Genomic DNA, 13,775 nt, shown 5'->3' with positions numbered 1-13,775 from the left:
TAACTATGAGACAGATTAAAAATATCATAATGAGCGCGGTTGCTGCAGGTCTCTGCCTGAGCTTCTCCAGCTGTACTAACGACTACGAGAGCTTCAACCGCAACCCCAACGGCGTCACCAAAGACGAAACCCAGCGCGACGCCTATGCTATGCGTTCAGCCATGCTGAACCTCGAAGGCTGGGTAATTCCTACCGATGTCAACACCAACCAGTTCACCGAGTGTCTGATGGGTGGTTCTTACGGTGGTTACATTGCTGACTCCAACGCAGGTTTCGCTGGCAAGAACTTCGGTCAGTTCAGCCCTGAGAACGGATGGAGCCGTGTAATGTTCAAGGATGTCATCCCCAAGCTCTTCATCTACTGTGGCGAAGTAGCCCGTGCTACCGACGATCCTATCCCCAACGCCGTAGCTTCTATCATCAAGGTGTCAGGTATCCAGCGCGTTACAGACTGCTACGGTCCTATCCCTTACTCTCAGGTAGGTAAGGACGGTCAGATTACCGCTGCCTATGACTCTCAGGAGCAGGTGTACAACCTGATGTTTGAGCAGCTCAACGCGGCTATCGACGTGCTGACCCAGAACCGTACTGCCGACTTCAGCGACAAGGCTGACCGTGTGTATGGTGGTAATGTGACCAAGTGGATCAAGTATGCCAACTCTCTCAAGCTGCGTATGGCTATGCGTATCTCTAAGGTGGCTCCCGCCAAGGCTCAGCAGATGGCTGAGGAGGCTGTAAACCACGAGGTAGGTACCATGACCTCTAACGACGACAACGCCGAGTTGACTCTCGTTTCTACCAACCCCTTCGAGATTATCATGTACGAATACAATGGTGGTGACTCTCGCGTAAGCGCTGATATCACAACCTATATGAATGGTTACAACGATCCCCGTCGTGAGAAGATGTTCACCAAGACCACTTTCGGCGGTCTCGTTGACAACGGCTACTTTGGTATCCGTAGCGGTATCGCCATCCCTGGCGGTTCTATCGCTCACGCATACAGTAACTATATCGTAGCCACCGACAGCAAGCTCATGTGGATGAACGCTGCCGAAGTAGCTTTCCTCAAGGCTGAGGGTGCTCTGCGCAACTGGAACATGGGCGGTACTGCCAAGGAATTCTACGAGCAGGGTGTAAAGCTGTCATTTGCACAGTGGGGTGCCAATGGTGCCGACGCTTATCTGGCTGACAACACCAGCATGCCCGCTTCTTACAAGGACCCCGCTGGGCTCAACACCTACTCTGGTGCTACCTCACAGATTACCATCAAGTGGGAAGACGGTGACTTCGAGAAGAGCCTCGAGCGCATCATCACCCAGAAGTGGCTTGCCAACTTCCCCCTCGGTCAGGAGGCTTGGGCAGAGTATCGTCGTACCGGCTATCCTATGCTGATGCCCGTTGTTGTCAACAACAGTGCTGGCGTAGTAAACTCAGCCCGTGGTGCCCGTCGTCTGGCTTATCCTCAGGAGGAGCGTCTCAACAACGCCGAAAACTATGTTAACGCTGTAGGTCTCCTCGGTGGTGCCGACAATATGGCTACTGACCTGTGGTGGGCAAAGTAAAACATTCAAAGATAATATAGACAATTATGAAAAGTATCTTAAAATATATCAGATTATCAATGGCATGCATCGCCGCAACAGCCTTCGTGGCAAGCTGCGACACCGATGTAGAGTCTATTGACATCAACAATCCGGGTGTAGACAACCAGAACCCCGGCCTTTATCAGGACTATCTGTCCCACCTGAGAAACTACAAGAAGGGTTCTCATAAGGTGGCTATGGGATGGTTTGACAATAGCGACAAGGCTCCCAACTCTCAGGGCAAGCACATCCACTCTGTACCAGACAGCTTGGACTACATCGTGCTGACCAACCCCGACAACCTGGCTGCTTTCGAGCTCGCCGAGATGAACGAAATACGCGAGAAGAAGGGTACCAAGGTGGTATTCGAAATCAACTACGAGAACATCAAGGTACAGTATGACGAAGAGAAGAAGGACTTTGACGCTGCAAACGAAGACCCCACAAAGGTATTCCCCGCTTTCAACAGTTACCTCGTTGATACTGTAAGCGCCAAGCTCGCTCTCGTAGAGAAGTACAACTATGACGGTGTAATCATGGCCTTCAACGGTAAGATTACCACCTTCATGACTGAAGCCGAGAAGGCAGAGTTCATCGCTCAGCAGAACGTATTCATCGGTATCGCCAACGACTGGGCTGAGCGTCACGCCAACAAGGAGCTCCTCCTGATGGGTAAGCCTCAGAACATCCTCACCAAGGAGGTATTTGACAAGGCCAAGTATCTCATTCTGCCCGCACAGAGCGAGGTTACAGCCTCTGCCCTTACTTACCTGGCTCTGAAGGCCCTCGAAGAGGGTGTGCCTACTGACCGCTTTGTAGCCCTCGTCAACGCACCTTCACTCGACCCCACAGACACCAAGACCGGTTACTGGGGCAAGGAAGTTGCCATCAAGGGTGCCGCCAAGTGGGCTGCCGCCGAGTATCAGGGCTTCGTTCCTGCCGGTATCGCCATCCAGGGTATGAGCAATGATTACTATCACTCATCGTTCACTTATCCCAATGTGCGTTCAGCCATTTCTATCATTAATCCTAATGCTAAAAACTAAACAGCAATGAAGAAGATTTTCAAATATATTCCGATGATGCTGGCTGTGTTTGCTCTGGCTTCTTGTCAGGACAACGACGAAGAGAACTTCGGCAACAAGGCATCAATCAATTCTCAGGAAATGAGAGCGGAGACTATCATCAAGGGCGATGCCGGTGATGTGGTTAAGACACTCAGCATCACCATGCCCCGTCCCGCCGAGAAGACCATTAACGCTACCTTCAATGTAGCTCCCTCTTTGGTAAGCACTTATAACAAGTGCTATGGTGCCAATGCAGTAATCCTGCCCGAAGAGTGCTACAATGTAGTCAACAACAAGGTGACTGTAGACGCAGGTAGTGTAAAGAGTACCGATGCTACATTTGAGTTCACCAACCTGGGTAATCTCGACCGTGAGCTCATCTATGTACTCCCTGTAGAGGTTCAGACTGCTGACATCGACCTTGTAAGCTCTGCTTCCAAGTACTACTTCGTATTCCGTGCAGGTGCCCTCATCAACGTGGTTACCAACATGAGCCGCAACTACCTCACCGTGCAGTGGGCCGACAAGAGCCAGGTAGCCAATATGAGCCAGATTACTATGGAGGCTCTGCTCTATCCCCGCGAGTTCGGCAAACTAATCTCTACCGTAATGGGTATTGAGGGTCGCTTCCTGATGCGTATCGGTGATGCCGGTTTCCCCGACAACCAGATTCAGATTGCTACCGATCGTGGCAACTTCCCCGATGCCGACTCTAACAAGGGTCTGCAGACCAATATGTGGCAGCACGTAGCCCTCACTGTAGACTGTGCTACTCGCGAGTACAAGATTTACATCAACGGCAGACTGCAGAGTGAAGGCACTATGAGCATGACCGCTATCGACATCCAGGGCAACGGTTCTGACCGTGACTTCCTTATCGGTAAGTCTTACGATGACAACCGCTGGTTTGAGGGTGATATGTCTGAGGTTCGCGTATGGAACGTAGTTCGTACTCAGGAAGAGATTGCTTCTCACATCTACAATGTTGACCCCCAGACTCCCGGCCTCGTAGGTTACTGGAAGATGGATGACAACACAAGCGCTTACAGAGTAGTAGACGCTACCGGTCATGGCAACGACGCCGTAGCCGCTGGCGCTCTCTCTTGGAGAAATGTATCTCTGCCCGAGAAATAATCCACATTCAATCAACAAGAACAATAAAGAAAATTATGAATATCAATAAAATAAAGACATTTGCATTGGCTATCCTCGCCGCTGGAGCTATGGCTTCATGTGAGGATGCTATCAATGTACAGCAGATTGGTGAGGAGCCCTTCGCTCCTTCTCAGAAGAGCCTCGTGTTCCTCTCTGACCAGTTTGGTATGACCAATGCTGACTCGCTGCTGTTCAACGAGCAGGGTACTACTGAGTTCTTTGTCAACCTGACTCAGGTTCAGACCAAGGATGCTGAGTTCACTGTAGTTTACGACGCTGCTGCGCTCAACAAGTATAACATGGCTAATGGTACCGACTACAAGGCAATGCCCGAGGCTCTCGTAACTATCGAGGGTACTGCTGTGGTAGCTGCCGGCCAGGCCAAGTCTTCTGCCGTTAAGGTAGGCTACAAGACCGACGCCGCTCTTGAGGACCTCGGTACTTACGCCATCCCATTGGCTGTTAAGGGCAACTCACTCGCCGAGGCTTCTGTAGAGAAGGGCGAGTTTATCTTCCTCGTAAAGGACATCACCCGTATGCCCAACTGTCATAAGGCGAACAAGAACCAGATTGTCGTAAGCTGTATGGAGGTTAACGACGCTAACCCCCTGCACAACCTCTGCTATACTCTGAAGGAGTCTGGTAAGCTGGTTATCGACCAGGTTATCCTCTTCTCTGGTAACATCAACTACAACGCTGAGACCGGTGAGGTGTACAACTACAACAACGAGAACGTGCAGCATCTGCTCGACAACCGTCAGAAGTATCTCGTACCTCTGCAGCAGAAGGGTATAAAGGTTATCCTGGGTATCCTGTGTAACCACGACCGTGCTTGCTGTACACGCCTTGGTGACGAGGCCGCCCGCAAGTTTGCCCGTGAGCTGAAGGCTAAACTCGAGGCTTATGAACTCGATGGTGTTTTCTTCGATGATGAGTACTGTAACCGTGGCGACTATCCTGGCTTCACTACTTACAACAACTTCTCTCGTCTCTGCTACGAGGTTCGCAAGGCTATGCCTAATGCTCTGATTCAGGCTTACGTTTATAGCGGAACTTCTTCTTGTGGCCCTGTTGATGGTATGCAGCCTGGTGAGTTTGTAACTCAGGCTATCCAAGATTACGGCCGCTATTATGACCTCGAAAGTGATTACCCCGGTCTGCCCAAGAGCGGTATGATTCAGGCTTCTTCTGAGTTTGCTCGTGGTAGCATCATCTCTGAGAACCGTGCCCGTCAGATTGTAACAGATGGTTACGGTGGTACCATGATTTTCTCGCTCAACCCCAATAATGGTTATGTATATCGTTTCAACAACATCACCATTCCTTTCTATGGAGAGGAGACCGTTCAGACTGGCAGCTATGCTAAAGACTGGTAATGTATAAAACAAACTTATTATTACAACAATGAAAGCAAAATATATTTATACCATCATGATGGCAATGGCCCTTACCTTCGGTATGGCGTCTTGCGACGATGATGACAATAACGGCAATACTGAGCAACAGAAGCCTGCCACCAAGACCGAACTCAAGTGTGACATGGATACTGTGAAGGTCGGTATTGGTGAGACTGCCTCTTTCAACATCCTTGAAGGTGGTGGCGACTACAAGGTAATCTGTGAGAACGAGGACGTGGTTACAGCTACTCTCGAAGGAACAACTGTAACCCTCAACTCTCAGAAGATGGGTCTTACCGGTGTCATAATCTCTGACGCCGAGGGCAACTACAAGCGTGTTATCGTGAAATCTATGTACATGAATCTCAACTTCGACAAGGAAGAGCTCTTCATCGGCATGAAGCTCGGTCACACTGATGGCAAGGCTACTCTTAACGTACTTGAGGGTAACGGCTCTTACAAGATTGATGTTGCTGACAAGACAATCGCTCGTGTAATAGCCAAGACAGAGACTTCTATCACATTCCAGGGTATCAATGCTGGTGAGACAACTTGCGTAGTTACCGACCTTATGGGTCTGCAGAAGACTATCAAAGTGAAGGTTGAAACTACTACAATTCCTTTCACTGAAGATGAAAAGGCTGCTATTCTGGCTATTACCAAGAATGTAGTCAACTGGAATGGACAGGATGGTTACCAGTGGGGTGACTATACCGTGAAAGATCTCGGTGATGGCAAGATGCAGGCTAAGTGGGATTACTATAACTGGTACTATATGACTTGTACTTGGACTGGTGATGCCACTGTAGGCAAGAAGGGTACTGGTACCTTTGTTTACAATATGAACTATAAGAAGAGCTTCGATGTTGATGTTGAAATCATCAAGAACGACGGTTCTCGTGTCTGGGGTATCTGCTCTTGCGTCAAGGATGATTACCTCAATACAGGTTACTTCTGCATAGCGCTTTAAGTAGAATATTAAACAATATAAGATTGCATTTGGGTAACCAAATTTTCTATTAAGTTAGATTTATTTAGTTTTGAGTGGGTCAGGCTGTGAAGTCTGACCCATTCGCTGTTTATGGGGATGGGGGAAAGAGAATCGCCATCCCAGCCTTCAAATGTCAGCTCCCGCTGGTAATCTGCAATTCCAGTTGTGTACTAACGCCTGCGGCTAATCGCAACTCTTACAGAGTAGCAAAGTTAGTGGGGGCGCTTACCCAGGGTAGCGTGCTTCGCCCGCAACCCTGGGCTGTGAAATCGCAACTCTGTCAGAGTTGCTGCTGCTTGAGGAAGCCCTCCGCGGCTCTTGGTAGGGGATTGTGGGGTATGATATGCGTCCGATGATGGTTTTGGTTAGTCCATAGTGGATGGTGCGCACCCTTGGCAACTCTGTCAGAGTTGCGTTTCCTCAGCCCAGGGTTGAGGTGCGCAGCGCCTCTACCCTGGGTACAAATAAAAAAAGGTAGCAACGCTGTAAGTGTTGCGCTTAGCCGCAGGCGTTACTCCGGCAGGACTTTGCCCGCAATACAATCCAGTTGTGTACTAACGCCTGCGGCTAATCGCAACTCTTACAGAGTAGCAAAGTTAGTGGGGGGAGCTTACCCAGGGTAGCGGTCTTCGCCCGCAACCCTGGGCTGTGAAATCGCAACTCTGTCAGAGTTGCTGCTGCTTGAGGCCTCCGCGGCTCTTGGTAGGGGGATTGTGGCAGATGGTATGCATCCGATGATGGATTTTGGTTAGTCCATAGTGGATGTTGCGCACCCTTGGCAACTCTGTCAGAGTTGCTGCTGCTTGGCAGTTGGAAAACCATAAGATTGAGAATAACGCCTACGGTTAATCGCAACTCTTACAGAGTAGCAAGGTTAGTGGGGGAGCTTACCCAGGGTAGCGTGCTTCGCCCGCAACCCTGGGCTGTGAAATCGCAACTCTGTCAGAGTTGCTGCTGCTTGAGGAAGCCCTCCGCGGCTCTTGGTAGGGGATTGTGGCAGATGGTATGCGCCCGATGATGGTTTGGTTAGTCCATAGTGGATGGTGCGCACCCTTGGCAACTCTGTCAGAGTTGCTGCTGCTGGTAGTTGGAAAACCATAAGATTGAGAATAACGCCTACGGCTAATCGCAACTCTTACAGAGTAGCAAGGTTAGTGGGGGTGCTTACCCAGGGTAGCGGTCTTCGCCCGCAACCCTGGGCTGTGAAATCGCAACTCTGTCAGAGTTGCTGCTGCTTGAGGATTGCCTACAATAATTCCCCACGTTGTTTCTGCTTGCGGTTTCCTGCCTACAATAATTCCCCATGCTGCTTCTGCTTGCTGGGGCATGCCCCTTTTTCACTATACCTATTCACAATAAATACATGGATTGGTGGTGAAATCGGTACGGCTATCATAATTATCATGATTTACTATAAAAAAACGGCGCATCATTTCGCGCAAATTGAAATAAAGGCTATATTTGCACATCATCATCTTTATCTATGTCACAATCACTGAGTAAAATATATATCCATCTCGTCTTCCATGTCAAATCGACGAGCCCGAGAATATCCGAGGAGGATACCCAACATCTGCATGCCTATATTGGCACAGCCATCAACAAACTTGGATGTTCCACCATCATCGTGGGTGGTACCGGTGACCACGTACATGCCCTTTTTGTGCTGTCGCGCGAGGTAACCATATCCCAAATGGTTAAGGAGATAAAGCGTAGCAGTAGTATGTATCTGAAAAAGCTACACTCCAGCTACAATCATTTCGCTTGGCAGAATGGCTACGCCGTTTTCTCCATCGGCCAATCGGGTGTTGACAATGCCACAAAATATATCAGCAACCAAGCCGCCCATCATGCGAAGGTCAATTTTGAGGATGAATACCGCCTGCTATTAGAGAAATACAATATCGAGTACAACCGCGACTATGTCCTGCAAGATTAGGTTTGGCGGATGCCGATGTAGATTAAACGCCTTCATCAGTTAATGAGGCGACAGCAAATGGTAATCCCCGCACTCGTTTGAGGTTATGTGGTGTGTATGGCACGTGGCCAAGGCATTATGTGAGTAGTATACGGTGTATGGCACGTGGCCAATGGGAAAATGTAATTGGTATACGGTATATGGCACGTAGCTAATGGAGATATGTAGTTAGTCCATAGAGGGATGGTACGCACTCCCGGCAACTCTGAAGGAGTTGCGATTTCATAGCCCAGGGTTGAGGCGCGCAGCGCCTCTACCCTGGGTATATGTATAATAAGGGTAGCAACGCTGTAAGTGTTGCGGTTAGCCGAAGGCGTTATACTCAATCTGATAATAATCACCTCCCCATTCCTACCCATTATCCTGCTTCGGGTAACGCCTACGGCTAATCGCAACTCTTACAGAGTAGCAAGGTTAGTGGGGGTGCTTACCCAGGGTAGCGTGCTTCGCCCGCAACCCTGGGCTGGGGAAACGCAACTCCGTCAGAGTTGCCTGGGATGCGTTCAGTCCACGATGGGTTAAGTATGTCGATGCCAGGGAGCCCGTATCACCCTCTTCAAGGGTATGGAGCCGATAGCATGCCCTATTCAAACTCTCCCCAATGGAATGTGTTCCTCCTAATTGCCTTAAACATAACAAGAAGGGGCTCTCTCCCCTTGGGGAGAGTTGGAGAGGGGCTTCGGAGGGGCTCCAGAGAGGCTTCGAGTCATCTTACACCTTATTATATATATACGCGCGCGAGGTCTCGGTGGTTACTGTGATGACCGCCTTAACTTTTGTTAGCACGAATGGCGGTGGCTGTTAACAGAATTTTGCGGGTTACGGCGCCTGCTTTTTTGGTAACGGCGATGAATGTGACTACCTTTGCATTGTCAAACGTTCCGGAGACGATGACAACAAGAGAACAAACACACAATGTCAAACTAACAAAAACAAATCATTATGTTGAAGTACAAATTGTATAAGGACACCCGCTCCAATTCCCAGTTCAAGGGATGCTGGTATGCCCGTATCGCCAAGAGCGACATCATCACCACCCGCCAGCTTGTGGCACACATGGCCAAGCACGGAACCGCCTACTCCAAGGGTACTATGTGGGCTGTGATAACCGACATGATTACCTGCGTACATGAGCTTATCCTCAGAGGGCAGGCGGTCAAGATAGACGACCTCGCCATCTTCTCGATAGGCATCGTGAGCAAGCCCGCTCCCACTGCCAAGGAGTTTGACGCCCACACGAACATCGCTACCTTCAAGTTGCGTGCGCGTCCCACCGGCGAGTTCACCAAGGCACAGTTGATGCGCGTGGCCAACATCATGGAGGCTACCTACTACAAGCCTGTCGCTAAGACCACTGCAAACGACGGTAAATAGAAGGTGTAATCCCCTCGAGCCCTGCCCAGACAGTGGGCAGGGCGGTGGGGACATCGTCAAGACACACATCATCACTTAACCACTAATCACTAAAGAAAGGACAATCACTATGAAACAGGAAAAATGGAAGACCATTATACAGATAATCCTCTCGATGCTCACCGCACTTGCCACTACGCTCGGCGTCGCATCTTGTCTGTAGAGATAGCGTAAGGCTCAGCCTATAGAGAGCGAGCCAGCTCCTGCCCCGGCACCTCAACCACAGAGGTGCCGGGCTTTGCGGAACGCCAGAACAAACTGCCCATCGGTCGTCAGACCGAAATGAGTCGCAAACAAAACCAACCCCGACATGAACTGAAATCTGACGACCGATAAGCGTAGATAGCTATAGACCGTAGGGGAAGAAAAAAAGTTGGGGATGATGACGCTAATTACATCCTTTTGGTGTAATTTTGCATATTGTATCATTTATACCTATTATAATATATGTTGTCACGATTGAAATCACTCCATTTGGAGCGTTCGGTATTTGCGCCATTTATGGCCCTATCGTTGAACATCCTCCTGGTGTATCTCGCCTATAGCATAGCGCGTGTAGAATATCTCCTGGAGAATTACAGTTACTTTGCCCAGAGTGTGAGTGAAGGCCATCTGCCCCGCCTGCTCTGGGGTGGTGTGGTCTTTGATACTCCCGGTATCATGTACACCAACGCCCTGTATATCCTGCTGCTCATGCTGCCACTGCACTGGAAGGAGACTGCCGTCTACCAGCGCGTATGCCGTTGGGTGTTTGTGGTGGTCAACGGCCTGGCCATCATCGTAAACCTCGCCGACTCGGTGTATTTCCGCTACACCCTGCGCCGTACCTCTACCAGCGTGTTTGCTGAGTTTAAGGGCGAAGACAACATCGGCTCGATACTCGGTGTCGAACTGCTGCACCACTGGTATCTCGTGGTGCTGGGCGGACTGATGATCTATGGTCTGTGGAGGCTGTACAGTACTCCGCGAATAGACCGGAGGCAGACCAATAAGATAAGGTATTATCTGGTGATGACGGTGACCTTCGTCTTTGCCGCCGTGCTCTGCGTGAGCGGTATCAGAGGCGGTCTGCTCAACCACTGGTACAACTATATTCTGGCTATCTATACCGCCTATATCGCCTATGTGGCATGGCGCAAGAGCATGAAGACAGTGGGCAGGGTAAGTCTGGCGCTGACTCTGGCGCTGCTTATCACCGCCCCCATCGGCGGCTGGCGTCATCGCGACATACGTCCGGTGGCGCTGGGCAATGCCAACGAGTACACCTATCGTCCCACCGAGGTGGCGCTGGTGCTGAACACCCCGTTCTCCATCATCCGCACCTATGGCAAGGCAGTCTTCACCGACCCAGGCTATTACGGTGACAAGCGAGAGCTCGACGCCATCTACTCGCCCCTGCATCTGCCCGACCACAAGGGTATGGCCAAGCGCAAGAACGTGGTGGTGATTATCATAGAGAGTTTCGGGCGAGAGTATATCGGTTCGCTGGCGCGTACCGCCCTCGGCGATGGTTATAAGGGCTATACCCCCTTTGTAGACTCGCTGGTGCAGCACAGTGCCACCTTCCGCTACTCCTACTGCAACGGTCGCAAGAGCATCGACGGCATGCCCTCGATACTCTCAAGCGTACCTATGTTTATCAAGCCCTTCATCCTCACGCCCCAGTCGCTCAACCATCTGAGCGGTCTTGCCGGCTATTTGGGCAAGAAGGGTTACTATTCGGCCTTCTTCCATGGCGCCCGCACCGGAAGTATGGGCTTCAACGGTTTCAGCAATGCCACCGGATTCAAGGGCTACTTCGGCCGAGAGGATTTCAACCAAGACAAGCGCTACGGTGGCGACAACGACTTTGACGGCTACTGGGCTATCTGGGACGAGCCGTTCATGCAGTATTATTCGACCAAGATGAGCGAGTTCAGCGAGCCCTTTGTCACCGCCCTCTTCACTGCGTCGAGCCATCACCCCTATCAGATACCCGACAAGTATAAGGAGAAATATCCCGAGGAAGGCATTGTGATACACAAGTGCATACGCTATACCGACAATGCGCTGCGCCGCTTCTTTGACACGTCGCGCAAGCAGCCTTGGTTCAAGAATACCATCTTTGTAATCACCTCGGACCACACCAATCTGAGCGACCACGCCGAGTTCTCCTCGGATATCGGCGGTTTCTGCTCGCCCATCATCATCTATGATCCCTCGGGCGACATCAAGCCCGGTATGCGCGACGCCATAGCCCAGCAGATAGACATCATGCCTACCATCCTGGGGTATCTGGGTTATGACGAGCCCTATGTGGGATTTGGCTGCGACCTCTTTCATACACCCGCCAACGAGACTTGGGCCATCAACTATCTCAACGGTGTGTACCAGTACTGCAAGTATGGCTATGTGATGCAGTTTGACGGTCAGCGCGTGATAGGCATGTATCGCCTGGAAGACTACCTGATGCGTAACAACGAGGTGGGTCATGTGGCTGTGCAAGACAAGATGGAGCGCGAGTGTAAAGCCATCATCCAATCGTATATGGACCGCATGATAGGTGACAGACTCACTCCCTAACCCCATCAAACAGAAGATAATGTTATTTGTAAGAGACAAGGGCCGTATGTGCAATAATATCCTGCAGTATGGCCACGTATATGCCTGGGCACGAGAGCATCGGCGTCGTTCGGTGTCGATGCGGTTTGCCTACAAGTATCCTTACTTCCACATCTGCCACACCCGTTACCACAACTTCGTGGTATATGTGCTGGCCAAGCTGGCTGCCAAAATCGGTCTGCTGCCTGTGGCCACCTTTGATCATGTGGGCGACAATCCCGAAGCCCAACGCCTGATGGACTCGCGCCACTGGCTGATGGTAGAGGGTTGGGAAGTGAGATACTACGACCTCTTCCTCAAGTACAAGCGGGAAATCAAGCAGCTCTTTGCCTTTGACAGCGCCATAGAATATCATGTAGACCACCTGCTTGCCAACACCCGTGAGGGCGATGTAATGCTGGGTGTACACATACGGCGTGGCGACTACCGCACTTGGCAGGGCGGACGCTACTACTTCGGTGATGACGTGTATATCAACTACATCAAGCGGTTTGCCGAGCAGCAGAAGGGTAGGGTGCGCGTCTTCATCTGCGGCAACGACCCCACGCTCGACCGCGACAAGTTCTGCCGCGAGCTCGAGGGTATGGACGTATCGTTCCCCGATGGCAATCCCGGCGAAGACCTGTGTCTGCTGTCGCGTTGCCACTATCTCATAGGCGCTCCGAGCACCTTCTCGCTCACCGCGTCGATGTATCACGACACCCCGCTGTGCTGGATGATGGCTCCGCTGGGTGAGGGCGACGATGTGGAGTTTGATGTCTTTGATAACCTGTTCAGGCACATCATCTGAGGTGAAGACGGCGGGCGCAAATCGGGCATGGAATACCACGGAAACAGACGGCAGGCGGGCGATTTTAGTTAAAGATTGTCTTACGGATGACCATAATGCCCTCTTTGTAGATGAAATTAGACGAAAAAGCAGTATTTTTGCACGGATAATTAAACCATTGACGCAGAAAGACATCCTATGGTTGTCATAACGTCAATTATCTATAGGAGAAAACTATTAGTTTAGGATGAAGAGAGTAATCACGTTGCTTGTCTTGGCCGTTTGCCTGACACTAAGCGTCAGTGCCCAACGCATCAATCTCAAGACCAATGCCCTGTACTGGGCTGCCGAGACTCCGAATATAGGAATGGAGTTCAGAATGAATCGTCATCTCACCCTCAACATGGAGGCGATGACCAGTTTTATGAACATCAAGGACTACAAGGTCAAGGGCTACGCCTTCACGCCCGAAATGCGCTATTGGCTGAGTGCCCGTCCGCAAGCTGGCCATTTCATCGGTCTGATGGGAGTGGCTGCCGACTATGACCTGACCCACAAGCAGTGTCATCATGACGGTGACGCATTAGGCGTGGGTCTCACCTACGGCTACAGCTTTGTGTTGGGCAAGCGTTGGAGTCTCGAACTCACCGCCGGTGCCGGATTCCTGCATCGCAAGGAGAAATATTATAATGTGGAGAAGGGTCAGGCCGAGCCTGAAAAAGCGAATAATACCCGCTGGATGGCTGCGCCGCTCAAGGCAGGCGTCTCCTTTGTATACATTCTGAAGTAAGGATAACATCCCCATTATCAACAACAGA

Annotated in this window: 11 protein-coding genes; all 11 read left to right on the top strand. The window is 50.8% G+C overall.

The window, feature by feature from the left end; translation table 11 throughout:
• Positions 1 to 5 precede the first annotated feature (5 nt).
• The 11 genes from CIK92_RS01270 to CIK92_RS01225 all read left to right on the top strand — a co-directional run bounded on the left by CIK92_RS01270 (position 6) and on the right by CIK92_RS01225 (position 13,747).
• Positions 6 to 1,565, top strand: coding sequence for a RagB/SusD family nutrient uptake outer membrane protein (locus CIK92_RS01270; protein WP_094387258.1), 1,560 nt, complete (start codon positions 6 to 8; stop codon positions 1,563 to 1,565).
• A 26-nt stretch (positions 1,566 to 1,591) separates the two neighbouring features.
• A complete protein-coding gene (locus tag CIK92_RS01265; protein WP_094387888.1) occupies positions 1,592 to 2,632 on the top strand; it encodes a glycoside hydrolase family 18 in 1,041 nt (346 codons plus the stop codon).
• A 6-nt stretch (positions 2,633 to 2,638) separates the two neighbouring features.
• Positions 2,639 to 3,787 carry a DUF1735 and LamG domain-containing protein gene (locus CIK92_RS01260; protein ID WP_094387887.1) on the top strand — a complete coding sequence of 383 codons (1,149 nt, stop codon included), beginning with the start codon at positions 2,639 to 2,641 and terminating at the stop codon, positions 3,785 to 3,787.
• A 35-nt stretch (positions 3,788 to 3,822) separates the two neighbouring features.
• Positions 3,823 to 5,184, top strand: a complete 1,362-nt coding sequence (locus CIK92_RS01255) for a BT_3987 domain-containing protein (protein ID WP_094387255.1) — start codon at positions 3,823 to 3,825, stop codon at positions 5,182 to 5,184.
• A 28-nt stretch (positions 5,185 to 5,212) separates the two neighbouring features.
• Positions 5,213 to 6,175: a hypothetical protein gene (locus CIK92_RS01250; RefSeq protein ID WP_094387886.1), complete on the top strand. Its 963-nt coding sequence runs from the start codon at positions 5,213 to 5,215 to the stop codon at positions 6,173 to 6,175.
• Positions 6,176 to 7,679: 1,504 nt separating this feature from the next.
• On the top strand, positions 7,680 to 8,135 hold the full coding sequence (gene tnpA, locus CIK92_RS01245) for an IS200/IS605 family transposase (protein WP_022309611.1): 456 nt from the start codon (positions 7,680 to 7,682) through the stop codon (positions 8,133 to 8,135).
• Between the two features lie 981 nt (positions 8,136 to 9,116).
• Positions 9,117 to 9,548 carry a hypothetical protein gene (locus CIK92_RS01240; protein ID WP_022310372.1) on the top strand — a complete coding sequence of 144 codons (432 nt, stop codon included), beginning with the start codon at positions 9,117 to 9,119 and terminating at the stop codon, positions 9,546 to 9,548.
• A gap of 109 nt (positions 9,549 to 9,657) precedes the next feature.
• Positions 9,658 to 9,750 (top strand): smalltalk protein, encoded by a 93-nt coding sequence (locus CIK92_RS13615; protein WP_022310371.1) that lies wholly within the window; start codon positions 9,658 to 9,660, stop codon positions 9,748 to 9,750.
• Between the two features lie 338 nt (positions 9,751 to 10,088).
• Positions 10,089 to 12,149, top strand: coding sequence for an LTA synthase family protein (locus tag CIK92_RS01235; protein WP_254045972.1), 2,061 nt, complete (start codon positions 10,089 to 10,091; stop codon positions 12,147 to 12,149).
• Between the two features lie 19 nt (positions 12,150 to 12,168).
• Positions 12,169 to 12,978 carry an alpha-1,2-fucosyltransferase gene (locus tag CIK92_RS01230; protein ID WP_022310369.1) on the top strand — a complete coding sequence of 270 codons (810 nt, stop codon included), beginning with the start codon at positions 12,169 to 12,171 and terminating at the stop codon, positions 12,976 to 12,978.
• 226 nt (positions 12,979 to 13,204) lie between these two features.
• On the top strand, positions 13,205 to 13,747 hold the full coding sequence (locus CIK92_RS01225) for a DUF3575 domain-containing protein (protein WP_022310368.1): 543 nt from the start codon (positions 13,205 to 13,207) through the stop codon (positions 13,745 to 13,747).
• The last annotated feature ends 28 nt before the right edge of the window (positions 13,748 to 13,775 follow it).

Origin of the sequence: Prevotella sp. P4-67, from assembly GCF_002251325.1 — a bacterium.
GTDB lineage: Bacteria > Bacteroidota > Bacteroidia > Bacteroidales > Bacteroidaceae > Prevotella.
Note: the sequence above shows the minus strand (reverse complement) of the source record. Positions and strands in the feature narration are given on the sequence as shown.

Excerpts from the sequence above, each read along its gene's own strand:
- CIK92_RS01270 (WP_094387258.1), top strand. The coding sequence starts at position 6 with ATGAGACAGATTAAAAATATCATAATGAGCGCGGTTGCTGCAGGTCTC.
- CIK92_RS01265 (WP_094387888.1), top strand. The coding sequence starts at position 1,592 with ATGAAAAGTATCTTAAAATATATCAGATTATCAATGGCATGCATCGCC.
- CIK92_RS01260 (WP_094387887.1), top strand. The coding sequence starts at position 2,639 with ATGAAGAAGATTTTCAAATATATTCCGATGATGCTGGCTGTGTTTGCT.
- CIK92_RS01255 (WP_094387255.1), top strand. The coding sequence starts at position 3,823 with ATGAATATCAATAAAATAAAGACATTTGCATTGGCTATCCTCGCCGCT.
- CIK92_RS01250 (WP_094387886.1), top strand. The coding sequence starts at position 5,213 with ATGAAAGCAAAATATATTTATACCATCATGATGGCAATGGCCCTTACC.
- tnpA (WP_022309611.1), top strand. The coding sequence starts at position 7,680 with ATGTCACAATCACTGAGTAAAATATATATCCATCTCGTCTTCCATGTC.
- CIK92_RS01240 (WP_022310372.1), top strand. The coding sequence starts at position 9,117 with ATGTTGAAGTACAAATTGTATAAGGACACCCGCTCCAATTCCCAGTTC.
- CIK92_RS13615 (WP_022310371.1), top strand. The coding sequence starts at position 9,658 with ATGAAACAGGAAAAATGGAAGACCATTATACAGATAATCCTCTCGATG.
- CIK92_RS01235 (WP_254045972.1), top strand. The coding sequence starts at position 10,089 with ATGGCCCTATCGTTGAACATCCTCCTGGTGTATCTCGCCTATAGCATA.
- CIK92_RS01230 (WP_022310369.1), top strand. The coding sequence starts at position 12,169 with ATGTTATTTGTAAGAGACAAGGGCCGTATGTGCAATAATATCCTGCAG.
- CIK92_RS01225 (WP_022310368.1), top strand. The coding sequence starts at position 13,205 with ATGAAGAGAGTAATCACGTTGCTTGTCTTGGCCGTTTGCCTGACACTA.